Here is a 26,288-nt window from a genome sequence, read left to right as displayed (position 1 = left end):
AGCGTCCTGAAGGAGGGAGGCGACATGCCTCGAGTTGACCCCGAACTGTTCGACCGCAGTCAGTTCCAGGCCGAACTTGCGCTCAAGGCCAGCCCCATTGCTGCCTTCAAAAAAGTCATTCGGAAAGCGAGGGAGGTGCTCGACGCGCGGTTCTTGGCAGGCCATGACATTCGCCGCCTGATCGAAGATCGCGCCTGGTTCGTCGATCAGATTCTACGCGCTGCCTGGGCGCGATTTGACTGGACCAGTGAGGCCGAGATCGCACTCGTTGCAGTTGGTGGCTATGGCCGTGGCGAGCTCCATCCCTATTCTGATATCGACCTGCTGATCCTGCTCGATGGCAGTGATCATGAGGAATTCCGTCATTCTATCGAAGGTTTTCTGACGCTCCTCTGGGATATTGGGCTCGAAGTTGGACAGAGCGTACGTTCTGTTCAGGAATGCGCTGAGGAGGCGCGCGCGGACCTGACGGTCATCACCAACCTGATGGAAAGCCGCACGATCGCTGGCCCTGAGCGCCTTCGTCAGAACATGTTGAAGGTGACCAGCCCATCGGAAATGTGGCCGAGCAAGGAGTTCTTTCTTGCCAAGCGCAATGAACAAGCCGCACGTCATTCGAAATACAACAACACCGAATACAACCTCGAACCGAACGTCAAAGGCTCACCTGGCGGTCTGCGCGATATCCAGACGATCCTCTGGATAGCACGGCGCCAGCTGGGCAGCCTCAACCTGAGCGCGATCGTTGATCAGGGCTTTCTGACCGAGGGCGAATATTCGCTGCTGATCTCCAGCCAGGCGTTCATCTGGCGCGTGCGCTACGGGCTACACATGCTGGCGGGGCGCGCAGAAGATCGCCTGCTGTTCGACCATCAACGCAGCCTCGCCGCCCTCCTCGGCTATGAAGACAGCGACGCAAAGCTGGCGATCGAACGCTTCATGCAGAAGTACTACCGTGTGGTCATGAGCATTTCCGAGCTTAGCGATCTTGTCGGCCAGCATTTCGCAGAGGTCATTCTTTGGGAAGGCGACAGCGGTGATGCCGTTCCGCTCAACAGCCGCTTCCGCGTGCGCGACGGTTATCTCGAGGTGGCCGACGACTCGGTATTCCGGCGCAGACCTTTCGCGATAATGGAAATCTTCGTACTGCTTGCGCAACGCCCGGAAATCAGGGGTGTACGAGCCGAGACCATCCGACTGCTGCGCGATCATCGCCATCTAATCGATGATGAGTTTCGCAGCGACATTCGCAACACCAGTCTTTTCATTGAGCTGTTCAAGTGCAAGGAAGGTATTCATCGCAATCTTCGGCGCATGAATCGCTATGGCATCCTCGGGCGCTATCTCCCCGAGTTCGGCCATATCGTGGGGCAGATGCAGCATGACCTCTTCCACATCTATACCGTCGATGCCCATACGCTCAACGTCATCAAGTACCTTCGCAAACTGAGCAAACCCGGCGTGGCTGAGAAGTATCCACTGGCCAGCAAACTGGTCGAACTTCTCCCCAAACCCGAGCTGATCTACATTGCCGGTCTCTATCACGATATCGCCAAGGGCCGTGGCGGGGATCACTCTGAATTGGGCGCCGTGGACGCGCAGGATTTCTGCCTGCGCCACAAGCTCCCCGCGTGGGATACGCGACTCGTGGTCTGGCTGGTGGAGAATCACTTGGTGATGTCAACCACGGCCCAGCGCAAGGATTTGTCGGATCCACAAGTCATCAACGACTTTGCCCAGTTGGTCGGTGATGAGACCCATCTTGACTATCTATACGTGCTGACGGTAGCGGATATAAACGCAACCAACCCAACCCTGTGGAATTCCTGGCGCGCCAGCCTACTGCGTCAGCTGTATACCGAAACCAAGCGGGCGCTCAAGCGAGGCCTCGAGAACCCGCTCGGACGCGAGGAGCAGATCCGCCAAACCCAGCGCGCCGCCCTCGACAACCTGGTACGCAACGGCACCGACCCAGACGACGCCGAACAGCTGTGGTCGCAGCTGGGCGACGACTATTTCATGCGCCATAGTTCCGCTGACGTCGCTTGGCATACGGACGCCATCATCGAGCATCCGAGCGATGGGGGGCCGTTGGTGTTGATCAAGGAAACCACCCAGCGCGAGTTCGAAGGTGGCACACAGATTTTTATCTATGCGCCTGATCAGCACGATTTCTTCGCGGTGACTGTGGCTGCTATGGACCAGCTCAATCTGAACATTCACGACGCCCGCATCATCACGTCGAGCAGTCAGTTCACGCTGGACACCTACATCGTGCTCGATGCGGATGGTACTCCGATTGGCAACGATCCCGAGCGCACCGAAGAGATCCGACAAGGCCTGATCGATGCGCTACGCAACCCGGACGACTACCTGACGATTATTCAGAAACGCGTGCCTCGCCAGCTCAAACATTTCGCCTTTCCGCCGCAGGTCACCATCCACAACGACATGCAGCGACCACAGACAATCATCGAGGTCATAGCACCCGATCGCCCCGGTCTATTGGCGCGTATAGGGCAGCTGTTTCTGGATTTTGATCTGTCTGTACAGAACGCGAAGATTGCGACGCTTGGCGAGCGTGTGGAAGACGTGTTCTTTGTAACGAACGCGGACAATGAGCCGTTATCCGACCCGCAATTGTGCATCCGGCTGCAGCAGGCGCTTATCAAGCAGCTTTCTCAGGAAAACGAGCACCAGCCCTCTCCAAGCAGCTTCGTGATCTAGGGCGCTTCGATTCAAACCGAGCGGCAAGGAGCGCCGGCACTCAATCCCAGGGCTTGCCACGCGTTCTCGCCGCGAATGGCAATTTCTGCTGCATAGCGGCCTTGGCCAGCACGTGGGCACTGACCGGCGCGGTCAGAAACAGGAACAGCGTAATCAATATTTCATGGACGCTGAGGCCGTCACCTTGGTTGCTGAAAAAGATCATCGACGCGACCACGATGCCGCCCACCCCGAGCGTGGTCGCTTTGGTCGGCCCGTGTAAGCGCGTGAAGAAATCCGGCAGGCGATACAAACCAATCGCGCCTACCAGCGCAAAAGCGCTGCCGATTATCAAAAAGATACTCACCAGCAGTTCGATCCAGAAAGGCATGCAGACTCCTCAGTCGATGATCTCGCCATGCAACAGGTGTTTTGCCACCGCGACGGTGCTGACGAAGCCCATAACCGCAATCAGCAAGGCAGCCTCAAAAAACAGATCGGAGGCCAACCAGATACCGAACAGCACGATCAATGCGAGCGCGTTGATATACAAGGTGTCGAGTGCCAACACGCGATCGGGCATGTCCGGCCCCTGAACCAAGCGCACCACGGTCAAGATCGCCGCGAGCCCGAGGACTCCCATGCATATCGGAATCACATAGGCGAGCATACGAATATCTCCAGCAATGGCGTTTCGTAACGGGTTTTCACTTCGGCGACCAAGGCGTCGATATCGGGCGCATCCAGCGCGTGAATCAGCAGCACCTTGTGATCTGGTCGTAACGAAGCCGATACGGTTCCCGGTGTGAGCGAGATGATATTGGTCAGCACTGCCAGCACGAAGGGATGCTCGATGGCCATCGGTATCTCGATAAATGCCGGCTGCAAACGCTCCCGTGGCCCAATGACGAGTTTTGCCACATGTACGTTGGCGATGACGATGTCGTAAAGCACCTTGAGGCCGAACAGGCAGAGCTTCAGGGGCTGTCGAACCGCCGGTAGATCGATGAGAAATCCCTGCACCAATATCGGAATCACCCAGCCCAGCAACAGCCCGAGCACTATGTGTCCGAAGCCAACGGTGTTGTTCAGCAACAACCAAAGCACCGCGAGAACAAGCGACAGCATCGGGCTGGGCAGCAATCGGGATTTCATTGGCCACCCCCGATGATCTGCAAGTAAGGCGTGAGTTCGAATAGCTGAGCGGCGGTCGCTTGCATATAGGCCTGAATCGGCTGCGCGGCGACCACCAGCAGCACGCTGCCCAGCAACAAACCGAGGGTAGCACCGACACGCATGGTGTCTGCTGGCCGGCCAACGCTGACCGCCTCGCTCGGACGCCAGAACACCATGCTTCCGGCCCGACTTAGCGCGATCACCATCCCCAGTCCGCCGATCAACACCACCGGCCAGAGGACTGAGGCATCAATACCAAGAGAGACAGCCCTCAGGAGCATTACCTTGCCGAGAAAACCAGAAAAAGGAGGAAGACCCGCAATCGAGATCGCGCCGGCGAAAAACAGGGCTCCAAGCATCAACGGCTGCTTCAACGCGGGTGCCGATACCAGTTCTGACGCCGTGTCACCTCGCTGGCGGGCGATGATGTCTGCCAACAGGAACAACGCGCCAGACACCAGCGTACTGTGCACAAGATAATAAAGCGCCGCGCCAAGCCCAGACACGGTTCCCAAGGCGATACCCGCCAGCAAGGTCCCCACCGAGACCACCACCAGGTAGGCCAACAGAATTTGCAGGTTCCGAGCCGCCAACGCGCCCAGCACACCACCAGCCAGGGTCAGCATCGACAACGGCCATAACCAGTCGAGCACCATGTTGCTCAAGACCCCCGCCTCGCTCCCAAAGATCAGGGTAAAAACCCTGACGATGGCGTAGAGCCCTAGTTTGGTCATGATCGCGAACAGTGCAGCCACCGGGGCCGTCGCCGAGGCGTAGGCTCGCGGTAGCCAGAAATACAGCGGCAGGATGGCTGCCTTCAGGGCGAACACGACGAGTAATAAGTAACCCGCCGCCGCCAACAACGGCGCATCGGCTGGATCAGCCGCACTCACCCGTGAGGCCAGATCCGCCATATTCAGTGTGCCGGTGAGGCCATAGAGCATGCTCACGCCGATCAGGAACAGCGACGAGCCGAGCAGGTTCAGCACCACGTAATGAATACCGGCCAGAACCCGCTTCGCACCGTGACCATGCAGCAACAGCGCGTAGGAGGAAATCAGCAGGATTTCGAAGAACACGAAGAGGTTGAACAAATCCCCGGTCAAAAACGCACCGTTGATGCCGGCCAGCTGAAACTGGAACAGCGCATGGAAGTTCGGACCGCGCTCGTCGTCTCCTCGGACAGCATAGAGGACGCAGAAGCCCCCAAGGACGGCGGTGAGCAGCAGCATCAGTGCGCTCAACCGGTCGAGCAAAAGCATGATGCCGAAAGGCGGTAGCCAATCGCCAAGGCGATAGACAGCGAGCGCCCCGGTATCCGCCTGTATCAGCAACCATATCGCTAGCGGAACAAGCATCCACGTGGCCAGTACCGATAACACGCGCTTGAACGAGGCGGCCCGCCGATGGGCCAGCAGGAGAATGCAGCCGGTCAGCAACGGCAGCAGGATGGGAACGATCATCGCGTGGTTCATTCGCGCGGCTCCCGTCCGTCAACATGATCAGTGCGCAGCTCACCCAAACCGCGAAGCGCCAGCACCACGACGAACGCCGTCATCGCGAAGCCAATAACGATGGCCGTCAGCACCAAGGCCTGTGGCAGCGGATCACCATACTCAGCGCTCTTACCAATAATCGCCGGGATCCCCGTAGCAAGACGGCCCATCGCGAAGATGAACAGGTTTACTGCATAGGAAATCAGGGTCAGCCCCATCACCACCGGGAAAATGCGCGCACGTAAAAGAAGATACACGCCGCTGGCCATCATCACGCCGAGCGTGACCGCGATGACAATCTCCATCAAAGCACCTCCTTGCATGACTCGTCCTGACTGACGTGACCGAGATTGGAAAGGATCAGCAATGTCGCGCCGACCACGGCCAAATACACACCGAGATCAAACAGCATCGCTGTAGCCAACTCGAAATCACCGATCAACGGAAGGTGGAAATGTCCAAACGCCGAGGTCAGGAATGGCCGGCCGAAGAGCCAGCTTCCGAGCCCGGTCAACCCGGCGATCAACACACCGAGCCCCGCCACGCTGTGATAACTGAATGGCTGGCGCTGCTGAGCCCATACAACGCCATGCGAGATGTACTGCAAAATCAGCGCAACCGCGGTTATCAGACCGGCAATGAAGCCCCCACCCGGGAGGTTGTGCCCACGCAGGAAGATGAATACCGAAACAAGCAACGCCATCGGCAGCAATACGCGCGAAAGCGTGTCCAGCACCATCGGGTGCCGGTCGGTCGACCAGAGTCGGCCACCATAATCACGAATCGGATGGGGCAGATGCAGCCCTTGCAACAGCCCATAGATGCCCACGGCAGCAATGGCCAGCACAGCGATTTCCCCGAGCGTATCGAAACCGCGAAAGTCCACCAGAATCACATTGACGACGTTGGTGCCGCCGCCGCCAGGCAAGCTGTTTTCGAGGAAGAACGAGGAGATGCTGTCGTAAGGACGCGTTAACACGGCATAGGCGAGCAGAGCGATCATAGTGCCAAAGGCACCAGCGAGGATCAGATCACGGAAGCTGCGCAGGCTGCTCGACTCAACCGGGGTCCGGTCAGGCATAAAGAACAACGCCAGGATCAGCAGGATGATGGTTACCACCTCCACCGAGATCTGAGTCAATGCCAGGTCAGGCGCTGAATAACGGGCGAACGCCAGGGAAACCATCAACCCCACCACGCTCAAGACCATAAGTGCCATGAGCCGCCTGCGGTGGAAGATAACCGTCATCACCGAGGCCAGTCCGAGAATGCCCAGCCCTAACACGGTAATGCTGTCCATCGGCGTCAGCGGCACCGTCCCGCGCAGCGATTGCAAGGGGGTCAACGCATACACCACGACGACCAGCGAACTGAACAACATCAGCGCCAGATAACGCTGCAACGAGCCGTTCTCCATCCGCTCGGTCACCCAACGGGCGGTGCCAGCTATCCCACTGACGACGCTGCCAAAAACCTGTAGAGAGTCAACCCGCGGCAGTCCTTCATACCAACGAAACGCCCATTTGCGCATGCCGTAAATCAGCAGGCCGCCGCCGAGTGCTACGAAACTCATCGCCAGTGGCAGGTTGAAGCCATGCCAGATCGCCAGGCTGTATTCGGGAACATCACCACCAAGGCTACCGGCAACTGCCGCAGCTAATAGCGGGGCGACGGTGTACGCGGGCAGCATGCCAACCAGCAAACAGAGCAGGACCAGAATTTCGACGGGAATCTTCATGTAACGCGCCGGCTCATGCGGCGGATATTTTGGCAAGTCAATGGGTTCGCCATTGAAGAAAACGTCATGCACAAATCGAAGCGAATAGGCGACCGAGAAGGCGCTCGCCAGTGTGGCTAAGGCTGGAATCGTCCAATAAAAGCTACCCAGCAGGTGCTGATCGAGCGTCTCAGCGAAAAACATCTCCTTGCTCAAGAAGCCGTTGAGCAGCGGGACCCCAGCCATTGCCAGCGACGCGACCATCGCCAGCGCAGCGGTATGAGGCATGTACTTGAGCATGCCATTGACGCGCCGCATGTCACGCGTCCCCGTCTCGTGATCAATGATCCCGGCCGCCATGAACAACGACGCTTTGAACGTCGCGTGATTGATGATGTGGAATATCGCAGCGACCGGCCCTAGACGAGAATCGAGCCCGAATAACAGCGTGATCAGGCCTAGGTGACTGATGGTCGAATAGGCGAGCAACCCCTTCAGATCATGCTGAAACAGCGCCATTACCGCACCGATCAGCAAGGTCGCCAGCCCTGTCAGGCTGACTAAGTAGAACCACCATTCCGAATCTGACAGCGCGGGATATAAGCGCGCCAGCAAGAACACGCCGGCTTTCACCATGGTCGCGGAATGCAGAAAGGCTGATACCGGCGTGGGGGCCGCCATCGCCTGCGGCAACCAGAAGTGAAACGGAAACTGTGCCGATTTGGTGAAAACGCCGAGCAGAACCAGGATCAGCGTCAATGGATACAGGGCATTCGCGCGGATCAAATCGCCTGACGCGAGGACGACACTCAGCTCATAGCTGCCTACGATATGGCCGATCAACAGTATCCCCGCCAGCAGTGCGAGTCCTCCGCCGCCCGTTATGACCAAGGCCATCCTGGCGCCCTGCCGCGCATCGGAACGATGGTTCCAGAAACCGATCAGCAAGAACGACGAGAGACTGGTCAGCTCCCAGAACATCAGCATCAGTAGAAGATTTTCGGCCAGTACCACGCCGAGCATGGCGCCCATGAACAGCAGGAAAAAGCTGAAGAAACGCCCCATCGGCTCGCTTTTCGACAGGTAATAGCGGGCATAGAGGATGACCAACAGGCCAATGCCAAGTATCAACAACGCGAAGAGATAGCCCAGGCCATCGAGCCTCAGGCTTAAGTTCAACCCCAGCTCCGGGAGCCAAGGCATCGTGATCACTTCCGTTTCGCCGCCAAATACGATGTCGCGTTTGGATAACAGCAATGCCAGCGCCAGCAATGGCGCCAACCCGGCACCGAATGCACAGGCAGATCTGCCAAAACGTTCGAACAACAGTGGCAGGCAGATCCCTAACAATGGCAGAGCGATTATCAGCGCAAGCGCCATGAGCAAAAACCCCTTTAGCCGTGCATGCACACAGCGGTTATATCCCTTGGACGACCGTTTTCAGCCCAGATAGGCCCGGCAGCGTGGGCCGATTATCCATGCCGATCGCAATAACGTCATGAACTCATATATTTCGAAAAACAATAGGCGCAGCCAATGACCGTAACGAACGGTATCGGACTACGCCTAAAGCGACTCCTGTACTGCAACTGAGGCACTAATGTTGTTACAGCCGGATCGCCCAACACAGCGGAATAGCGTTGCATGCCGCTCCCGCTTAATGCTTGGCGCGCTCCCCCTCAAGGCGCAATACGACTGGTGCCGTTGACGGTCATGATGCGCACGCGCTGACCCACGCGGAAGACCTGATTGGGTTCGACCTCTTGCACATAGGCACGCATGTTTCCGTCGTCTTCGCGGACGGTAATTTCAACCCCCTGTGCGCGGGTAATCCCCTCCTCGGCCGCTGCGCCCAGCAAGCCACCCGCCACGGCGCCGATCACAGCGGCCACGGCACTGCCCCGGCCGCCACCCACACCGCTACCAGCGATGCCGCCGACAACTGCACCAGCCCCACCGCCGATAGGTGTTTTAGTGCCTTCGAGCTTGACCGGCCGCAGCGACTCAATGGTTCCGTAACGTACGGTCTGAACAGTTCGAGCTTCGTCGCGGGAATAGGAATCCCCAGTGAGGTTGGATGTACAGCCTCCTACGGCCAAAGCCATGGCGGTAAATGAAGCAACGAAAAGGGAGTTGCGCATGATGTACTCTCCTGGGAAACAGAATTATCCCCGACCGCGTTGAGCAGGTGCCTGCGGCGAAGAGACGCTTGGCAGCCGCCTCGACCTGGCTCAGCATTCGTGTCAATTAAGACAGCACTTTACCCCACGCGATCCCGCCTCGCATGCATGGCGCACGCCCGAGCTGTTTCACGAGACTACTCATGGACTACTTCATCATCACTGTCGTTACGCTCGCCGGGCTGGTATTTCACGCCTGGCTATTCATTCGTTTCAGACGCTGGGCGGATCGAGACCTGGCGTTATCGCTGGCAGGTGACGATCCGAAGAAGCGGGAATGGGTATTGCGACGGCTCGCAGCAGCAAAGCATGCGCGCGTTAAGCGGAAAGAGCTGCAGATTTGGCTAGAGCGGGAACTCGAGCAGTACAGCGCAGAATAAAGCGAGGTCAGTCGCAGGCGTTCCAGCTTACGACCTTGTTCGGAGCCCAATCGGTATGAAGCGCCCGGGATCAGGGCGCGAGACGTTCTCGTTGCCAGTCACTGGCAACACTCCGGTAGTTGAGCCGATCGTGCAGCCGGCTCGGCCGCCCCTGCCAAAACTCTATCCGATCCGGAACCAAGCGGTAGCCACCCCAGTGAGGCGGACAATGAGGTGCCTGGTCCAGAAAGCGCTGTTCCGTTTCGGCAAGTAGTCGTTCGAGCTCGGCGCGATCGCGAATCACCTGGCTCTGAGGTGAAGCCCAAGCACCCAGGCGGCTGCCCAGCGGACGCACCTGATAATAAGCATCTGACTCGGCAGCGCTGACCTTTTCGATCCGCCCCTCAATTCGCACCTGTCGTTCCAGGCTTGGCCAAAAGAACGTCATCGCAGCAAACGGGCGCACGCCGAGCTGCTCCGCCTTGGCACTGTCGTAATTGGTGAAGAAGGTGAAACCGCGGTCATCCAACGCCTTGAGCAACAACACGCGACAGTGTGGTCGACCGTCTGCATCTACTGTCGCAAGCGTCATGGCGTTTGGTTCTACCGGCGGTTGCTCGGTCTGTATTGCATCACCGAACCACTGGCGAAAGAGTGAGAGGGGCTCACTTGGGGCATTCGCTTCGCTGAGGCCATCACGGGTGTAGTCGCGGCGCATGTCGGCCAAGGTCTGGGTCATTACAGATCTCCGTGGAACAGTCGAAGCGCAGCTTAACGGTTTGCTGCCAAGCCTCGCTTGACTCAGCGCAAACCCCAACGACACGTTACGCCAAGCGGGCCTCTCTATTTGGCCTTACTGACCTCAGCCGCAGCCACTTGGGTCACTTTAGCCGGCGCTTCGCTGTACTGGGCGATCAGTGCCAGCAGGGTGGGCTGAGGCGCCAGGACCATCTCCACGCGACGATTCAGCGCCCGGCCTTCTTCATGCTCGTTTGAAGCGCGCGGCATATCCGAGCCCAGCCCGCGAATGCGCAACCGGTCGTGTTTCAAGCCGCTGAGACGGAAAATTGCCGCGATGGCGCCGGCGCGCTTGCGGCTGATGTCGCGGTTGAGTTCGGCCGAACCGGTGCTGTCGGCGTGACCAAGTACGACCACTGCAGTCTTGTCATCACCCTCGACCAACTTCGCCACCCGGCTGATCGGGCCAAGCGTGACAGGCAATAGCATACCGGGACGGTCTGGGTTAAAGGATGCATCGACCGGTGCAGTAACCACCAGCACGCCTTCACGACGTTCAAGCTCGAAGCGGCTGTCTTTTAACGCATCGCGCAACCGCGGCTCATAACCGTCCAGCCAGGCATGATCGATCACCGGACCCGGCGCGACCGCCACCTCGGTCGGTTTGTCGCCTTTAGAACTACAGCCAGCGATGACCACGCAGAGAATGAGAGAGGCGCTTTTCAGCAGGTTCATGAGCCAGGTTCCGTGATGATGTTGACGAATACGACCGCGCGAGATGAAAACGCAGCTTAAGCAAGGATTCGCCTCAAATTGTGGACGCAGGTCATTGTTATGAAAAGTCAATCCAATGCGAACAGACGAGCGGTTTATGCCAGACAGGCTTTAACCGCACGGGCCAAAGCCTGAGCACGTGGATCCATCAGAACATAAGGACCAAGCGTATTGGTGACGTAACCGAACGCCACCTCGTGCTGCGGATCGGCGAAACCGATGCAGCCGCCCGCACCTGGATGACCAAAAGCACCGGGGCCCATACCAAAGGTGGCATTTTCCACCGCTGGTTGATCCAGCCAGCAGCCCAACGCTAAACGGGTTCGCGTCAGCAGCGTACGGTCTTCACCGATGCAATGCTCCCGCGTCATTTCGTTGAGCAGTTGCTGATCGAGCAGCGCCCCCCGCATCAACCCATCATAAAACCCAGCCAACGCGCGCGCGTTTCCATGGCCGTTCGCAGCCGGCTGCGACATCCGACGCCATTCCGGCTTGTTTGCGCTGTTCATGATCGACGGCGGATTCGTAAACGCGCGTGCCGTTAGCGACTTCGGATCTTCCATTAACGCTCTGAACACCCGCTGGGCAGCCGCATCTCCAAAGTTATTCTTCTGTCGAGTCAGGTACCCGACCCGATCGAACTCAGCGTCGGCCAGGCCGATATGGAAATCCAGCCCCAATGGCCGGGCGGTACGTGCCACGATCGCTTCGCCCGGCTCACGGTTATCAGCGCGACGGATCAGCTCACCAACTAACCACCCATAGGTAATGGCGGCATACCCATGCCCGTCTCCTGGGGTCCACCACGGGGCCTCGGCGGCCAATGCGGCAGTCATCACGTTCCAGTCATATAGCGCCTCAGGCGGAAGCAGCTCCCGGATCGCGGGGAGCCCGGCCTGATGACTGAGCACGTGGCGGAGGGTAATGTCCTGTTTGCCGTTGGCGGCGAATTCCGGCCACACCCGCGCGACCGGCTCGTCCAGCTGCAGCTTGCCTTCACCTACCAGTTGAAGGGCCGCCACGGCAGCGAAGGTCTTGGTGCAGGAGAACAGATTGACCAGGGTATCGCTTTGCCAGGCTTGCTCGCCCGCGTTGTCGGCCACACCGGCCCAGAGGTCGATAACGGTTTCGCCACCGACCTTTACGCAAACCGCAGCGCCACGCTGCTGAGACTGCTCGAACAGATCACTGAAGGCGTCTCTGACCGCCTCGAAACGAAGATCGAAATACCCTTGGATCTGCACGCTCGCGCCCCTTTGACCGAATAAGAATTGATCCATTGTTTCAGCCGCACTGTTTCATGGGAACAGACCCGACAGCGATAACCGGACCATCAGCGGTTTGAATGGTGCTGCATTGGCCGTCTCGGTGCGCCGCCTAGCACTCAGCCTATCTCGCGGCGAAAGGGAGGCAGTGCGTTGAGAATGGCCTTTCCGTAGCGCTGAGTGACGACTCGGCGGTCCAGCAACGTGATGGTGCCTCGATCCTCTTCAGTACGCAGCAGTCGGCCACAGGCCTGAACCAGGCGCAACGACGCATCAGGTACAGCAATTTCCATGAAGGGATTACCGCCGCGCGTCTCGATCCACTCGGCCAATGCCGCCTCGACCGGGTCGTCGGGTACCGCGAAGGGAATCTTGGCGATCACCACATGTTCGCAGTAGGCCCCAGGCAGATCCACACCCTCGGCGAAGCTGGCAAGCCCGAACAGCACGCTTTTCTCGCCGTCATCCACGCGAGCCTTGTGCTTGTTAAGCGTTTCCTGCTTGGACAGGTTGCCCTGAATCAGCACTCGCTTACGCCACTCACGCTCGAGCCCGTCGAATACGTCCTGCATCTGTTTACGCGATGAAAACAACACCAACGTTCCGCGCGAGGCTTCGACCAACGCCGGAAGGTCGCGCACGATTGCAGCCGTATGCGCGACCGCATCGCGCGGATCGGCCTTGAGATCAGGCACCCGTAGCACGCCAGCATCGGCATGATGAAACGGGCTAGGCACCACGGCCGTGACGGCGCAGCGCGGGAGCCCAGCACGCATTCGATAGCGGTCGAAACTGTTGAGGGCGGTGAGCGTCGCGGAGGTAACCAGGGCGCCGTAGCAGACATTCCAAAGATTGCGTCGCAGCGTCTCGGCGGCCAGGATAGGGCTGGCGTTGACCTCGATATCAAACAGTGCGCCCCCTTCAGCCAGCGTCAGCCAACGCGCCATCGGTGGACTGTCCTCGGGGTCATCGACAGTAAAAGCCGTCCATAGCTCCCAATTACCCTGCGCTCGGGTCAGCAGGCTGCCAAATAGCGGATACCATTCTTCTGCCTGATGACTGGCGATACCAATACCCGCCTCGCCATCCATCGCTTCTTTCAACAGTTCGGTCAATCGGGTGAACAGGTCGTTCAACTTGGCGAAGCCCTTCTTCAGCTCGACGCCAAGTTCGATCAGATGCTCAGGCACTACGCCACCGACAAAACGGTGCCGTGGGCGCTCGCGACCTTCCATGTCTTCGCCGGGTCTGAAATCAGCGACCTGCTCGCACGCGCTGAACATGAATTGCTGCTGGCTGCGCAGATCCCGAGCGATCTCCGGGACGGCCTCGATCAACCGACCCAGGTCGCCCGGTAAGGGATGTTGCGCCAGCAATTTGGTAAGGTTCTTTTCGACCTGTGCCAGCCACTCGGCCGTCGAGCGCAGACGCGTGAAATGTGCGAAATGACCGATGGCCTTGTCCGGCAAATGATGGCCTTCATCGAAGACATAGAGCGTGTCGCGTGGATCTGGCAGAACCGCGCCACCGCCCAACGCAAGGTCGGCGAGTACCATGTCGTGGTTAGTGACAATGACATCGACCTTGGTCATGCCCTCACGCGCTTTGTAGAACGCACACTGCTGAAAGTTTGGACAGTGCCGCCCCGTGCATTGGCTGTGGTCGGTGGTCAGGCGAGCCCAGTCGGGGTCAGCGAGTTCTTCTGGCCAGCTGTCACGGTCACCATCCCAACGGTTCCCGGCAAGTTTCTCGATCATGCTGCCGAACAGTTTCTCGCTACGCTCGTCGACATCGATGCGAAAACCTTCTTCCTCGAACAGCTGAGCGGTGGCGCTTTGCGCTTGGCCTTCCTGTAGCAGTACATCGAGCTTGGACAGGCACAGGTAGCGACCGCGGCCCTTAGCCAGCGCGAATGAGAAATTCAGGCCACTGTTGCGCATAAGGTCAGGCAGGTCCTTGTGCACGATCTGCTCCTGCAACGCGACGGTTGCCGTTGCGATCACTAGGCGCTTCCCCGCAGCCTTGGCAGTAGGAATGGCTGCAATACTGTAAGCAACTGTCTTACCTGTGCCCGTTCCTGCTTCGACCGCAACGACCGCTGGCTCGCCGTCTCGCCTGCCCTCGTCGTCAGCCTTGATCGCGCCCAGGACCTTTGCCACTTCGGCAATCATCAGACGTTGACCATAGCGGGGCTTCAAGCTTTTGGCTTCGAGAAATCGAGAGTAGGCGCCCTGAATCTGGGACTTGAGTTCGGTGCTGAGCATGGGCGCGAAAGCTGTATATATTTTCAGTATTTCAAGTGGGTGGCTATGATAGCGCGCGTTTCCCCAATCGCCACCGGAGATTTCCCATGACCGCTTTCGCCCTGCTCTATTCACTTCACGTGCTGGCCGCCGTGATCTGGATCGGAGGCATGTTCTTCGCATGGATGGTGCTGCGACCCGCCGCCGTTTCTGAACTGCAGGCACCCGAGCGGCTGAAATTATGGTCTGAGGTGCTTCGCCGTTTTTTCAAATGGGTCTGGATCACGGTGCTCGTTTTGCCGATCAGTGGTATCGGCATGTGGCATATGCGTTTCGAGGGGCTAGCGGCAGCGCCCCGTTACGTACACATCATGGCTGGGTTGTTTCTGGTGATGCTGGCGCTGTTCCTGCGTATCCAGCTACTGCAGTTACCCGAGCTCAAACGCGCTGTCTCCACGCAGAGCTGGCCCGAAGGTGGGGCGGCGCTTGGAAAAATCCGTCAACTGGTGGGCGTCAACTTGTTGCTCGGGCTGCTGGTTGTCGCGCTTGCCAGCGCTCGCCCGCTGTTCTGACGAGAAAAACCTAGCGATTTGAGGATAAAAAAAGCCGGGCTCGTAGCCCGGCTTTGTTATGCAGCAGTCAGGTTAAGGACGTGCTTCGACCTCAGCCTCTACACGACGGTTGATTGCGCGACCTTCCTCAGTAGAGTTATCGGCAACCGGACGGGACTCGCCGTAACCAACTGCATCGACTCGGCTGCTATCGAGGCCATGCTGATTGACCAGGACATCGCGCACCGCGTTGGCGCGGCGTTCGGACAGGCGTTGGTTATACGCATCGGTACCCACCGAGTCGGTATGCCCTTCGACGACCGTCGACGTCTGACCGTATTGCTTCATGAAGTCTGCCAGGTCGCGGATGTCAGCCATGCTGTCCTGCTTGACTTCAGCGCGGTCGAAATCGAATTTCACGTCGAGCTCAACACGAACAGGCTCAGCAGCAGGCTCAGGTTCGGCGACAGGGGTCGGGGTTGGCTCAACGGTTTCAACCATGGCGACCGTTTCCTGCTCAGTACCGTTGGCCCAGCAATATGCTGCAGCCATACCGCCACCAATCAGCGCACCGTACCCTGCATAAGTGCTGCTTTCTATTGCACCCAGTGCGGCACCAGTGACGCCGCCAACGGCCGCACAGCTGGGCCAATCCTGCTTCTGCACCCCTGCGCAGCCAGCCAGGAAGGTGGTCATTACAATCACGGGTACTGCTGTCCGTAAGCTACTCATCAGGTAAAACCTCCTAGTTTTGGGATCGGCCAGAGCGCCATGCAGACAGCATTAGCCACTCCAGTTACAACGAGACTAGGACGGCACGCACCGCCGCGCTAGTCTTTACGCTTCGACAGACCGTATGAAACTGCATTTCTGCGCCTGCTACGCCTGACATAGAGGATCCCGGCTTGATCGCACCCAGCTCACCGCAAACGCCACAACACGCGTTGGCCGCACTGCTCGAGCACTATCTTCCGACGCATGTGCTGCACGTCGGCGTTAGCGATATGCCGGCAGTCGAAGCATTCGGTCGCAGCCGCGAAGGTCGCCACATTGACCGTGCGCCCGCTGCACCTCTGCCTGGTGACCTATCCGGACGCCGCTACGACCTGGCGCTCGTTGCCGACTGCCTAGAACACCTGCTCAAACGCGACGGGATGCAACTGCTCGGTGGTATTCGCAACCTCAACGCCAGTCGTATCGCGGTTCTGGTTGATCTGAGCGCATGCGACTGGCAAGCCACCGACTTCTTTTCCCTTGCGCTGCAGATCAGCGCGCGCTTTGAGCGGGAGGAACAGACCTTGACCCTCTTCACCTACGACCTGCTTGTTTATAAGCAGGTTCCGGACTGGCTGAACGCGAAGTTCTGGGCGAACCCACAGATGTTTGGCAAATATTGGTGGTGATCGATGATGACGAGCGACACACAACATGACGCAAATTGCCCTTGCGGTAGCGGCAATACGCTCGGCGCATGCTGCGGGCGTTATCACAGCGGCCTTCCGGCGCCGAGCGCGGAACAGCTCATGCGCTCACGCTACAGTGCTTATGTCTTTGGTCTCATTGACTACTTGAAAGCTACGACCTTGCCTATTCAGCAAGACTCGCTGGATCTCCAATCGATGAAGGACTGGAGCGTCAGCAGCACCTGGCTAGGACTCGACGTCGAGGAGAGCCAAGTAATCGGCGGCCAACCAGAGCATGCGCTTGTCAGTTTTACAGCCCGCTGGCATGACTTGGCGGGAGAGCACGCCCAGCACGAGCGCTCTGCCTTTGTTCAGCACGACGGAAAATGGTATTTCATCGATCCGACCATCACGCTCAAGGCCGGCCGCAACGATCCCTGCCCGTGTGGCAGTGGGCAGAAATTCAAGAAATGCTGCGCCGCTTATCTCTGACCTAGAAAGACAAAGGCCGACAAGCGCATCGCGCCAGCCGGCCTTCCTTCGCATTAACCGAGCGCTTATTTCTCCACAAACGCCCGCTCAATCAGATAATGCCCTGGGTCACCCATACGTGGCGAAGCCTTGAGGCCAAAGCTATCCAGAACCTCACTGGTTTCGGCCAGCATACTCGGGCTTCCGCAGATCATTGCGCGGTCATCGTCTGGATTGATGGGAGGCAGCCCGATGTCATTAAACAGCTTGCCGCTGCGCATCAGATCTGTCAGCCGTCCCTGATTTTCGAACGGCTCGCGGGTCACGGTCGGGTAGTAGATGAGCTTTTCCTTCAAGGCTTCGCCGAAGAACTCGTTCTGCGGAAGGTGCTCGGTAATGAATTCCCGGTACGCAACCTCGTTCACGTAGCGCACGCCATGAACCAGAATGACTTTTTCGAAACGCTCGTATGTTTCCGGGTCCTGGATCACGCTCATAAACGGCGCCAGACCAGTGCCTGTACTCAATAGATACAGATGCTTGGCCGGCAGCAGGTCATCCAACACCAAGGTGCCAGTGGGCTTGCGGCTGACCATCAGCGAGTCACCTTCCTTCAGGTGCTGCAGGCGCGAAGTCAGCGGGCCATCAGGAACCTTGATGCTGAAAAACTCCAAGTGCTCTTCATAGTTGGGGCTGGCAATGCTGTACGCACGCATCAGCGGCCGGCCCTCTACCTCTAGGCCAATCATCACGAACTGACCATTCTCAAAGCGCAGCCCCGGGTTACGGGTGGTCTTGAAACTGAACAGCGTGTCATTCCAGTGATGCACACTGAGGACTCGCTCAACGTTCAGGTTGCTCATGTACGGATTCCTCTTCTAGCGCAACGGCGCCTCGATAATTTACGAAAGTCTACCGATATCGTTAATATCCGTTAAACGAATATTAACGATATATCTAATCGGTTTTACAAATATGCATTTCACGCTGCGCCAGCTTCAGGTATTCGTGTCGGTTGCCCGCCAGGAAAGCGTCTCCCGCGCCGCCGAAAGCCTCGCTTTGTCTCAATCGGCCACCAGCACCTCGTTAGCTGAACTGGAACGGCAATCCGGCTGCCAACTATTCGACCGCGCCGGCAAGCGCTTATGGTTGAACGCACTGGGCCGTCAGTTGCTGCCTCAAGCAGTAAGCCTGCTCGATCAGGCCAAAGCCATCGAGGATCTGCTGGCTGGCAAGACCGGTTTTGGCTCATTGAATGTCGGCGCCACGCTGACGATCGGCAACTACCTCGCCACACTGCTGATTGGCAGTTTCATGCAGCGTCATCCTGAGTGCCGGGTGAAACTGCATGTGCAGAACACGGCGCACATTGTCCAGCAGGTCGCGCAACATGAACTTGATTTAGGTCTGATCGAAGGCGATTGCCAGCACCCCGACATCGAAGTGCTGCCGTGGGTCGAGGACGAACTGGTGGTTTTCTGCGCACCCCAGCATGCACTGGCCGGCCGCACGGAGGTAAGTCTCGATGAGCTGTCGCGTGAAGCCTGGATTCTTCGTGAGCAAGGCTCAGGGACTCGCCTAACGTTCGACCACGCCATGCGGCACCACCCGGCAAAACTCAACATACGGCTCGAATTGGAGCATACCGAAGCTATAAAAAGGGCCGTGGAGTCTGGCCTGGGCATCGGGTGCATCTCTCGCCTGGCACTGCGCGACGCCTTTCGCCGCGGCAGCCTCGTTGCGGTTGAAACCCCGGACTTGGATCTGGCCCGACAGTTCTATTTCATCTGGCATTCGTTGAAGTACCAGACCGCCGCGATGCGCGAGTTCATCGAGCAATGCCGCGCGCTCACCGCGGGGATTCAGCGCAGCGACGAGATCGTCCTGCCGACCATCGCGTAAGTTGCTGATGGGCCCGGGCCCATTCGTACACACGCGATCTGGATCGCGCTATAACGGTGTGTCAGCTCGTTGGAATTGATCCCATCTGTTGCAGCAACAGAGCCGCCTGGGTCCGTGTGCGGACGCCCAGCTTGCGGAAGATGGCCGTGACATGCGCTTTGATTGTTGCCTCGGAAACGCTGAGCTCGTAGGCGATTTGCTTGTTCAGCAAGCCGTCGCAGACCATCGTCAACACGCGGAACTGCTGAGGCGTCAGACTGGCGAGCCCTTCGCTGGCTGCCTTGGCTTCAGGGCTGACATGACCGACATCCTGGATGTTGGTAGGCCACCACACATCCCCATCAAGCACGACCCGCACGGCTTCCTGAATGGTCTCCAATGAGCTGGACTTGGGTATGAAACCGCTTGCGCCGAACTCACGTGAGCGAGCTACGACTGCCGCGTCTTCTTGCGCAGAAACCATCACCACCGGCAATTGGGGATACTGCCCCCGGAGCAGCACAAGCCCCGAGAATCCGTAAGCACCCGGCATGTTCAAATCCAGCAAGACCAGATCCCAATCGGAGGTTCGGGTCAGCTGGGCTTCTAGCTCGGCAATGCTTGCCGCTTCGGAAAGCCGAACGTCATCGCCTAATCCAAGCGTCAATGCTTGCTGGAGGGCACTGCGAAACAGCGGGTGATCATCGGCGATAAGGATTTCGTAAGCAGCCATGGCAGACCTATAGTTTTTATTGGCGCTTTCACCGGCCAGAGCCGGATGCTGTCATCAGGCCGGCATGAACCCGCAAATTGCTCGGGGTGAACCCGGGTGATGATATCGCGCCACCACTCGAAATTCGATCACCGTGCGGAATTTAATCAGGCGTCACAGCAGGATGCCCGGTGAATCTGTGGCCAAGCACGCCGGTTTGATGCAAAGTTTGCGACTTTCTCGCCCGAGCCCAACCATGCGTAACCAAGCCCTTCGCGCCGACTTCCTGATGCTCATTACAGCCATGATCTGGGGGAGCGCCTTTGTTGCCCAGCGGGTCGGGATGGATAACATCGGCCCCTTTCTGTTTACAGGCCTGCGCTTCGCGTTGGGTGCGGTCGTCCTGCTCCCGCTGGTGCTTCATCAGGGCCGCGGTGCCGCTCGGCATGAGCCATTCCTGCAGCGAGGCCTGTTGCTCGGAGGGCTCAGTATGGGCCTCGCGCTCACGCTCGGAATCAATCTGCAGCAGGTCGGCCTGCTATTTACCAGCGTGACCAACTCCGGCTTCATTACCGGACTGTACGTCATCGTCGTACCGCTGCTCGGGCTAATCATCGGCCATAAAACAGGTATGGGCACCTGGATCGGGGCGATCCTTGCGGTGTTCGGTATGGCGTTGCTCAGTATTGACGAGAACTTCAAGGTTGCCTCGGGGGACTGGATACAACTGGCCGGCGCTTTTGTCTGGGGCGTGCATGTATTGCTTGTCGGCTTTTTTGTCAGTCGCCATGACGCGATTCGACTGGCCTTTCTGCAGTTTGTGACTTGCGCATTGGTCAGCCTGGCTCTTGCAGCTGCGTTTGAGGAAGCCAGCCTCGCCAGCATTCAACTGGCCGCACCTGCGCTGATCTATGGCGGCATGTTCGCCGTTGGCGTGGGCTACACGTTGCAGGTGGTAGCTCAGAAGCATGCGATTGCCTCACATGCGGCCATTATCCTCTCACTCGAGGCCGTGTTCGCCGCGATTGCTGGAGCGCTATTGCTCGATGAGAGCCTCAGCGCGCGCGGCTACGTGGGTTGCGCGTTGATGTTTGTGGGCATGCTGGCCGCGCAGTTATGGCCACGCAAGCCCGTGCCGGTAACGGTCGATGATGCGATCCCACCAATGGCGAGGCATTGATAGGCCTTCTGATCAACCCCGGCCCAACGCCGCCAGCGCCTGATGGGTCGCATCATCCGGGTCAGGCGTACGGTGGTGTTTGGCAGCCAGGTAGTGGTCAGTGAAGGCGTCGAGCCAGTTATCCAACGCCCCGGCTCCCTGTTCATCACCCGCCAACCCGAGACACAACGCCGCCACTTCAGCCGTACACAGATGCTCACTGCGTGTCGAACGGCGAAGACGATAACGCGACAGGACCTCGGCTTGCAGACTTAGCACGGGCAAACGATTGAGGTAAGGGCTCTTGCGAAACATTTTGCGCGCTTCGGTCCATGTCGCATCAAGCAGAACGAAGAGCGGACGCTTGTCGTCAGCCACCTCGACCGCGGACACCACGCGCTCGGGTTCGGCATACTCGCCCGGGAACACCACTACGGGCTGATAACGAGGATCGGCGAGCAGCTCCAGCAAGGCCGGCTCCACCTCGGTTCTGTTCCAGGTGAAGGCATAGGTATCCGCGACGATATCCGCAATCAGCCAACCGGTGTTGCTCGGCTTAAGCGGCTCGATGTCATGCATGATCAAGCAGACGGCACTGTGTGTCGGCACGCATGGAAGCCAATCGCAAAAGCAGTGACTGCTCGCGACACGACAACGAACACAGCGAGCTGTACGTGAGCCCCGCGCGATAAAAGGCTTGGCGCTACGGGCCAGACGCGCATCACGTAAACGGGCTACGGCATGGGGCATTGAGTAATCGATCGAGCGAAGGGGCCCGCAGTTTACCAGCCTGGTCGGAAACCGTGGCTGCGGCTGAACCGTGCCGGCGGGGACGGGTCGAACGACGGCAGTTACCAGGAGATCACCATGCACCGTCTGACCGCACTATTCACGCTCTGCCTTGCCCTCCCCTTCGCCAACACCGCTTCGGCGCAGGACCAAGCGCTCGGCCAGCTGCTCGACAAAGTAGCCCGTGAAAGCAGCGTGGGCACGCCCCGCGCTATTAATTCTGACCTGCTGGATGAAGGCTACAGCGTTGATGGCAACGAACTGGTCAACCACCTCAGCGTTCAGCCACGCCATGCTGCGCAGATGCGCGACAACCCCAAGCAGGTTCGCACACAGCTGGCCGCCAGCGTCTGCAACAACGAAGGCTTGCGGGAGCTGATGAGCCAGGGCGCGGTATTGCGCTTCGAGTTCAGCGAGTATCAAAGCAAGAAGCCGATCACCACCGAGCGGTATCGCTCCAGCGACTGCTAAGCCTGAAACACCGCCAACGGCAGCACCGGTGCTGCCCGCGACGGCTCCCCTCTTAGCGCAACAATTGCGGATTACCTTTACCGGCCACCGCGGCCGCCTCGTCGGGCTTGAGGAGCGCTGTTCGCGGCAGGTCGAGTAACCGCGCGCACGCTGCGAGCACATTCGCCCAAGACGCACGGTTAGCGAATTGCATTCCGCTTTCATCCAGCGTGCCGCCACGATTGCGATAGCCCAGGACTGAGTTGCGCCTCGCGTCCGGCAAGATCGGCCAAAGATGACCGCGCGCTACCTCCGGCCGCATATGGGTGAGTAACACGCGCATCTCCATCCGCTCCGGGAACAACCGCTCGGCCACGCCGTCCGCCGCCAGTGCATCGATCTCCCACCGATCCCGCGGAGCCCTGAACCGCCCCGGCTCCTGCAGATAGACCAGCCGATAGGCCACGTCAGCCTCAGCCAACCGAACAGCCGCACGTTGCATTTCAGTCAGTTGATAACTGCCATTGGCTATCAGAAGAACCGGGCTGGCCCCAACCCGTTCATCGACGATGATCGCGCCATCTTTGGCGAGCTGCTCGGCCTGCGCCTGATTGAAAAACGATGGCCGTTCACGCTTGGGCATGACCAGACAGGCCAGAGCGCCGCGGGCTTGGTAGATGGAAGGCAGCAGCGCGAGCGCGCTGTTATGGTCCGCCGGAAACAGGACCCGCGCCATGTCATTCATTTCTCCCAACAGGGCCTCGCAAAACGTCGTGTCCTGATGCGATTGCTGGTTCTTGCCGTTTTCCCAGGTGTGCGACGTCGCGATGACCGGCCAACCGAGCCAACCAGCCGACCGACCCACTTCCTTCTGTTGCCTCGAGAAGATCAGGCTCTGACGTACCGCGCCGAGCATCTTTACGCAAAAAGCCTCGTAACTGGCCACCAAGTTGAGGCCGCCCTGGTTGGCGAGGCAGGCAGAAACGACCGCTTCTTCATTCAAGGCGGTGATGATTTTCCCGTCCACCGCCTCGACGTCACTCTCCGGATCGACCACCCGATGCTTAAGCGCTTTGAGCACACCGCCAAGGCGGTTGCTCGCCAACTCGTCGGGGTTGCCTACGCGCGGCCGTAGCGACGGGTTGAGACTTGTCAGTTCGACGAAAAAATCATCGACCGCCACCATCGGCGAACAGACGCTGTCCCGATAGTTGAGTGACGGCATGATGGGTGTAGCGGGCCGCCTGGTTGCCAACACATTGTCGCGCTCGGCCGGACGGCCGTCACGGGACTGGGCTAGCAACTCGCGAGCTTGTGCCAACTCGCCCCACGGAACAAACAGCGGCGCGGCATGAGCGTTGAATAGCTCGCGCGACTGCTCATCGAAACGCGGATTGCCAGGCAAGGGCAAGTTATGCGCCGCGTTGCTTCCGGCACCATAAAAGCCAAATCCCTTCTCCGTCTCGGCAATGCCATAGGGGATCGGCAAAGGGTACCGCAACAGCCCCCGCGCCTTTTCATCGACGCGCCGAGTAAAACGCTGTTCCATTTCCCAGAGAATACAGACGAAGGCCGCAGGATCTCGCCCATCGAACGTAATGGGATCGAATCCACAACGGCTTAGATGCTGACGAAACCCTTCAAGCCCTTCATGAGTCCCGAGCTGAGTGCGCTGTTCGATACGCCGGCCATTCGCGATCATGATCGGCAACGCTGTTCCACAGTCTTCGGCCCGCCACCAGCGTGGGATCCAATCGCTGCCACGTTGTTCCTCTGCCGCCCCATCCGACAAAAACGCCACGAGCGTTTCGCCCGGCAGCGGCATATGTGCGTACTGCAGTTCAGCAAAGCCCAAATAGCCGCCTTCGGCGATGCCGCCCCCCGTATGCGCGTTGACATGGCTGCCGAGGGGTGCGGCCGGGCTGCCATCGGCGCCCTGCTCGTACCCGTAGAAATCTTCCAGCAGTCGGTTAATCCCCGACTCGCCGTTGCCGTAGGCATGCGATTGTTCAGGCGTAAGATTATCGGTAAGCAGGTTCAGTGCTTCGATCGCCGCCACGCAATGACCCTGCCCCATAAGCCACGCACGCGTAGTACCCGTCAGGGCATTCAAACCGAGGTAACCGGCATAGGCCGGAACCATATTCAGCGAACCGCCCGTATGACCTTCCGGGGATGTTTTGAAGTCCTCAGCCAGAAGCGCCACACCATCCAGTCGGACGCGGCGTGCATAGGTCATGTGCGCGACCAGCCAAAGCCCCGCCGAACCCACCCGGTCAATCGCCTGCAGCAGTTGGTAGACGCTTGCCAAGTCGGGCTGCTTTTCAGCCTGGACCAGCTGATGGGCCAATCGGAACACCGCGGCCTGGGTCTCCAAAGAGTGCTCGAACCGCCCGTAACCGTTGCGCCAGCGGGCAAATTCCGGCTCCGCTTCTGCGTGACGGTCCAGTTCGACAAGACTGGGAAGAAGCTGGTGGTTCATGTGGCGCTCCGTTGAATGGCGGTTGCACAAGTCTAGTCAGCGTTCGAGCAGCTATCTCTGATATGCATCAAGACAGCGCCTTGAATCGACCGGCACACTCATTCAAACGATCAAACAGGAACGCTCATATGGCTCTGCTCAGTTTTCTCGGCGCGATTCAACAGGTGACTGGATCGTGCTACTTGATCGAAACGCATGAAGGCTCACGAGTCCTGCTCGATTGCGGCATGCACCAGGGCCGACGCCAGGAAGAGGATGGAAACCGTGCCGGATTTGCCTTCGACCCGCAATCGCTGGATGCCGTCGTGCTGTCGCACGCGCATATTGACCATAGCGGTTTGCTGCCAAAACTGGTGGCGTCAGGTTTCAAAGGCCCGATCCATGCCACCGACTCAACCTGCAAGTTGGTCGAGCTAATGCTGCTCGACTCGGCCAGCATTCAGGAGAAGGATGCCGAATGGGAAAATAAATGGCGCGCCCGGCTGGGTAAGCCAGCGATCAAGCCGCTTTATACGCGGATTGATGCCGAGCGCATGTTGAAGCTGCGTCAACCCCATGCCTACGGAGAGGCATTCGAAGCGGCACCTGGCGTTAACGTAACCTTGTTCGACGCCGGACATATTCTCGGATCGGCCATCGTACAAGCCGACGTCGACGACTTCGGAGCCACGCGCCGATTGGTTTTCTCGGGTGATCTCGGCAATGCATCCTCACCCCTGATGCACGCGCCGACCCCGCTGCGTGAGGCCGATGTACTGCTCATGGAGTCGACCTACGGGGATCGTGACCACCGTGACCATGAGGCCACCATCGAGGAGCTGGCTGACATCCTTCAACAAGCCCACCGCGACGGAGGCAACGTTCTGATGCCATCCTTCGCCGTTGGGAGGACGCAAGATCTGATTTATTACCTCGGCCTCCTCTACCAGCAAGGCCGCGTGCCGCAGCAGATGGTATTTCTGGACAGCCCGATGGCTATCGGCGCGAACGCAATTTACTCCCTGTTCCAAGAACAGCTGGAAATAGACGTGGTGCCGCAAGGTGCGCCGACAGCCAACGGAACCCGGCATATCGAGACGTGGCTGCCGATCCTGCGAACCACCCCCACGCCGGAAGAGTCGATGGCCATCAACCGCTTCAAGAGCGGTGTAATCATCATTGCTGGCAGCGGAATGTGCACCGGCGGGCGCATTCTTCATCATTTCAAACACAACCTCTGGCGAGAGGAGTGCCATCTGGTGATCCCTGGTTTCCAAGCCCGCGGCACGCTTGGTCGCGTCATTGTGGACGGCGCTAAAACGGTCAAGCTGCTCCATCAGCGCATTGCCGTGAACGCTAAGGTGCATACATTGGGTGGCTTCTCGGCACACGCCGGCCAATCGCAACTGATCGAATGGGCAAGCCATTTCCAGACGCGCCCGGAGCTGTACTTGGTTCATGGTGAGCTGGAAAAGATGCAAGCTCTCCAGAAGGCCATCCATGACCGTCTGGACTGGCACGCCAATATTCCTGAACCAGGCGATCGCATCGCGCTCTGATTGCTGGATTAGAGGTCGGCTACCGCTCGACCGTATCTGCTTACGTAACAGGACGCAGATGTATCCCTATCCGCGCCGCCGGCGTCCTTCGGGCTCCATCAGCTACTGTTAGTTTTATAGCGCCGAACCGAAAAACGTTTGCTTCAAACAGGGCAACATTGGACGGTGAGCGGCGCCGAGCACTACAGGTTCCAACAA

24 protein-coding genes and 1 pseudogene are annotated in these 26,288 nt (G+C 58.8%); 9 read left to right on the top strand and 16 right to left on the bottom strand.

Features of this window, described 5'->3' with window-relative positions; translation table 11 throughout:
• Positions 1-24: 24 nt before the first annotated feature.
• Positions 25-2,727 carry a [protein-PII] uridylyltransferase gene (locus tag K4O48_RS06285; protein WP_222911204.1) on the top strand — a complete coding sequence of 901 codons (2,703 nt, stop codon included), beginning with the start codon at positions 25-27 and terminating at the stop codon, positions 2,725-2,727.
• Between the two features lie 40 nt (positions 2,728-2,767).
• Here the strand turns inward: K4O48_RS06285 and K4O48_RS06280 are convergent, their stop codons facing one another.
• The 7 genes from K4O48_RS06280 to K4O48_RS06250 form a co-directional block, all read right to left on the bottom strand.
• Positions 2,768-3,097, bottom strand: coding sequence for a Na+/H+ antiporter subunit G (locus K4O48_RS06280; protein WP_222911203.1), 330 nt, complete (start codon positions 3,095-3,097; stop codon positions 2,768-2,770).
• 9 nt (positions 3,098-3,106) lie between these two features.
• Positions 3,107-3,376, bottom strand: a complete 270-nt coding sequence (locus K4O48_RS06275; RefSeq protein WP_222911202.1) for a K+/H+ antiporter subunit F — start codon at positions 3,374-3,376, stop codon at positions 3,107-3,109.
• Complete coding sequence (locus tag K4O48_RS06270) at positions 3,361-3,861, bottom strand: Na+/H+ antiporter subunit E (protein ID WP_222911201.1); 501 nt, start codon at positions 3,859-3,861, stop codon at positions 3,361-3,363. Before K4O48_RS06270 ends, K4O48_RS06275 begins: the two co-directional genes overlap by 16 nt.
• Positions 3,858-5,357, bottom strand: a complete 1,500-nt coding sequence (locus tag K4O48_RS06265; RefSeq protein ID WP_222911200.1) for a monovalent cation/H+ antiporter subunit D — start codon at positions 5,355-5,357, stop codon at positions 3,858-3,860. Before K4O48_RS06265 ends, K4O48_RS06270 begins: the two co-directional genes overlap by 4 nt.
• Positions 5,354-5,683, bottom strand: coding sequence for a Na+/H+ antiporter subunit C (locus K4O48_RS06260; protein WP_222911199.1), 330 nt, complete (start codon positions 5,681-5,683; stop codon positions 5,354-5,356). Before K4O48_RS06260 ends, K4O48_RS06265 begins: the two co-directional genes overlap by 4 nt.
• Positions 5,683-8,475, bottom strand: coding sequence for a monovalent cation/H+ antiporter subunit A (locus K4O48_RS06255; RefSeq protein WP_222911198.1), 2,793 nt, complete (start codon positions 8,473-8,475; stop codon positions 5,683-5,685). Before K4O48_RS06255 ends, K4O48_RS06260 begins: the two co-directional genes overlap by 1 nt.
• A gap of 299 nt (positions 8,476-8,774) precedes the next feature.
• A complete protein-coding gene (locus K4O48_RS06250; protein ID WP_392567803.1) occupies positions 8,775-9,236 on the bottom strand; it encodes a hypothetical protein in 462 nt (153 codons plus the stop codon).
• 182 nt (positions 9,237-9,418) lie between these two features.
• Between K4O48_RS06250 and K4O48_RS06245 the strand changes: the two genes are divergently transcribed.
• Positions 9,419-9,655, top strand: coding sequence for a hypothetical protein (locus K4O48_RS06245; RefSeq protein ID WP_222911197.1), 237 nt, complete (start codon positions 9,419-9,421; stop codon positions 9,653-9,655).
• A 70-nt stretch (positions 9,656-9,725) separates the two neighbouring features.
• Here K4O48_RS06245 and pdxH read toward each other — a convergent pair whose 3' ends face one another.
• From pdxH to dinG, 4 genes are all read right to left on the bottom strand, one after another.
• Entirely contained in the window at positions 9,726-10,373 is a 648-nt protein-coding gene (gene pdxH, locus K4O48_RS06240) for a pyridoxamine 5'-phosphate oxidase (protein ID WP_222911196.1), read from the bottom strand.
• A gap of 104 nt (positions 10,374-10,477) precedes the next feature.
• Entirely contained in the window at positions 10,478-11,107 is a 630-nt protein-coding gene (locus K4O48_RS06235; protein ID WP_222911195.1) for an OmpA family protein, read from the bottom strand.
• Between the two features lie 134 nt (positions 11,108-11,241).
• Positions 11,242-12,390 (bottom strand): serine hydrolase domain-containing protein, encoded by a 1,149-nt coding sequence (locus K4O48_RS06230; protein ID WP_222911194.1) that lies wholly within the window; start codon positions 12,388-12,390, stop codon positions 11,242-11,244.
• Positions 12,391-12,530: 140 nt separating this feature from the next.
• Positions 12,531-14,675 carry an ATP-dependent DNA helicase DinG gene (gene dinG / locus K4O48_RS06225; RefSeq protein ID WP_222911193.1) on the bottom strand — a complete coding sequence of 715 codons (2,145 nt, stop codon included), beginning with the start codon at positions 14,673-14,675 and terminating at the stop codon, positions 12,531-12,533.
• 86 nt (positions 14,676-14,761) lie between these two features.
• Here dinG and K4O48_RS06220 point away from each other — a divergent pair, with 86 nt between their 5' ends.
• Positions 14,762-15,226: a CopD family protein gene (locus tag K4O48_RS06220; RefSeq protein WP_222911192.1), complete on the top strand. Its 465-nt coding sequence runs from the start codon at positions 14,762-14,764 to the stop codon at positions 15,224-15,226.
• A gap of 72 nt (positions 15,227-15,298) precedes the next feature.
• Here K4O48_RS06220 and K4O48_RS20440 read toward each other — a convergent pair.
• Positions 15,299-15,652: pseudogene (locus K4O48_RS20440) on the bottom strand (OmpA family protein); the annotation flags it as partial.
• Positions 15,653-16,110: 458 nt separating this feature from the next.
• On the opposite strand from K4O48_RS20440, the gene K4O48_RS06210 reads away from it, so the two are divergent.
• Positions 16,111-16,608 (top strand): DUF6231 family protein, encoded by a 498-nt coding sequence (locus tag K4O48_RS06210; RefSeq protein ID WP_222911190.1) that lies wholly within the window; start codon positions 16,111-16,113, stop codon positions 16,606-16,608.
• A gap of 6 nt (positions 16,609-16,614) precedes the next feature.
• The gene (locus K4O48_RS06205) at positions 16,615-17,100 is read left to right on the top strand and encodes a YchJ family protein (RefSeq protein ID WP_222912006.1); all 486 of its coding nucleotides are present in this window, start codon (positions 16,615-16,617) and stop codon (positions 17,098-17,100) included.
• Positions 17,101-17,165: 65 nt separating this feature from the next.
• On the opposite strand, the gene fpr is transcribed toward K4O48_RS06205, so the two are convergent.
• The gene (fpr, locus tag K4O48_RS06200) at positions 17,166-17,942 is read right to left on the bottom strand and encodes a ferredoxin-NADP reductase (protein WP_222911189.1); all 777 of its coding nucleotides are present in this window, start codon (positions 17,940-17,942) and stop codon (positions 17,166-17,168) included.
• A 112-nt stretch (positions 17,943-18,054) separates the two neighbouring features.
• Here fpr and K4O48_RS06195 point away from each other — a divergent pair, with 112 nt between their 5' ends.
• Positions 18,055-18,981 carry a LysR family transcriptional regulator gene (locus tag K4O48_RS06195; RefSeq protein ID WP_222911188.1) on the top strand — a complete coding sequence of 309 codons (927 nt, stop codon included), beginning with the start codon at positions 18,055-18,057 and terminating at the stop codon, positions 18,979-18,981.
• Between the two features lie 61 nt (positions 18,982-19,042).
• Here K4O48_RS06195 and erdR read toward each other — a convergent pair whose 3' ends face one another.
• On the bottom strand, positions 19,043-19,693 hold the full coding sequence (erdR, locus tag K4O48_RS06190) for a response regulator transcription factor ErdR (RefSeq protein ID WP_222911187.1): 651 nt from the start codon (positions 19,691-19,693) through the stop codon (positions 19,043-19,045).
• Between the two features lie 235 nt (positions 19,694-19,928).
• Here erdR and K4O48_RS06185 point away from each other — a divergent pair, with 235 nt between their 5' ends.
• On the top strand, positions 19,929-20,852 hold the full coding sequence (locus tag K4O48_RS06185) for a DMT family transporter (RefSeq protein WP_222911186.1): 924 nt from the start codon (positions 19,929-19,931) through the stop codon (positions 20,850-20,852).
• Positions 20,853-20,864: 12 nt separating this feature from the next.
• Here the strand turns inward: K4O48_RS06185 and K4O48_RS06180 are convergent, their stop codons facing one another.
• On the bottom strand, positions 20,865-21,581 hold the full coding sequence (locus K4O48_RS06180) for a tRNA-uridine aminocarboxypropyltransferase (protein WP_222911185.1): 717 nt from the start codon (positions 21,579-21,581) through the stop codon (positions 20,865-20,867).
• A 117-nt stretch (positions 21,582-21,698) separates the two neighbouring features.
• On the opposite strand from K4O48_RS06180, the gene K4O48_RS06175 reads away from it, so the two are divergent.
• Complete coding sequence (locus tag K4O48_RS06175) at positions 21,699-22,091, top strand: PA3611 family quorum-sensing-regulated virulence factor (protein ID WP_222911184.1); 393 nt, start codon at positions 21,699-21,701, stop codon at positions 22,089-22,091.
• Positions 22,092-22,143: 52 nt separating this feature from the next.
• On the opposite strand, the gene K4O48_RS06170 is transcribed toward K4O48_RS06175, so the two are convergent.
• Complete coding sequence (locus tag K4O48_RS06170; RefSeq protein WP_222911183.1) at positions 22,144-24,552, bottom strand: xylulose 5-phosphate 3-epimerase; 2,409 nt, start codon at positions 24,550-24,552, stop codon at positions 22,144-22,146.
• A gap of 128 nt (positions 24,553-24,680) precedes the next feature.
• Between K4O48_RS06170 and K4O48_RS06165 the strand changes: the two genes are divergently transcribed.
• On the top strand, positions 24,681-26,090 hold the full coding sequence (locus K4O48_RS06165; RefSeq protein ID WP_222911182.1) for an MBL fold metallo-hydrolase RNA specificity domain-containing protein: 1,410 nt from the start codon (positions 24,681-24,683) through the stop codon (positions 26,088-26,090).
• Positions 26,091-26,288: the final 198 nt, after the last annotated feature.

This window comes from Pseudomonas sp. DNDY-54 (assembly GCF_019880365.1).
In the GTDB taxonomy this organism is placed as follows: Bacteria; Pseudomonadota; Gammaproteobacteria; order Pseudomonadales; family Pseudomonadaceae; genus Stutzerimonas; species Stutzerimonas stutzeri_P.
Note: the sequence above shows the minus strand (reverse complement) of the source record. Positions and strands in the feature narration are given on the sequence as shown.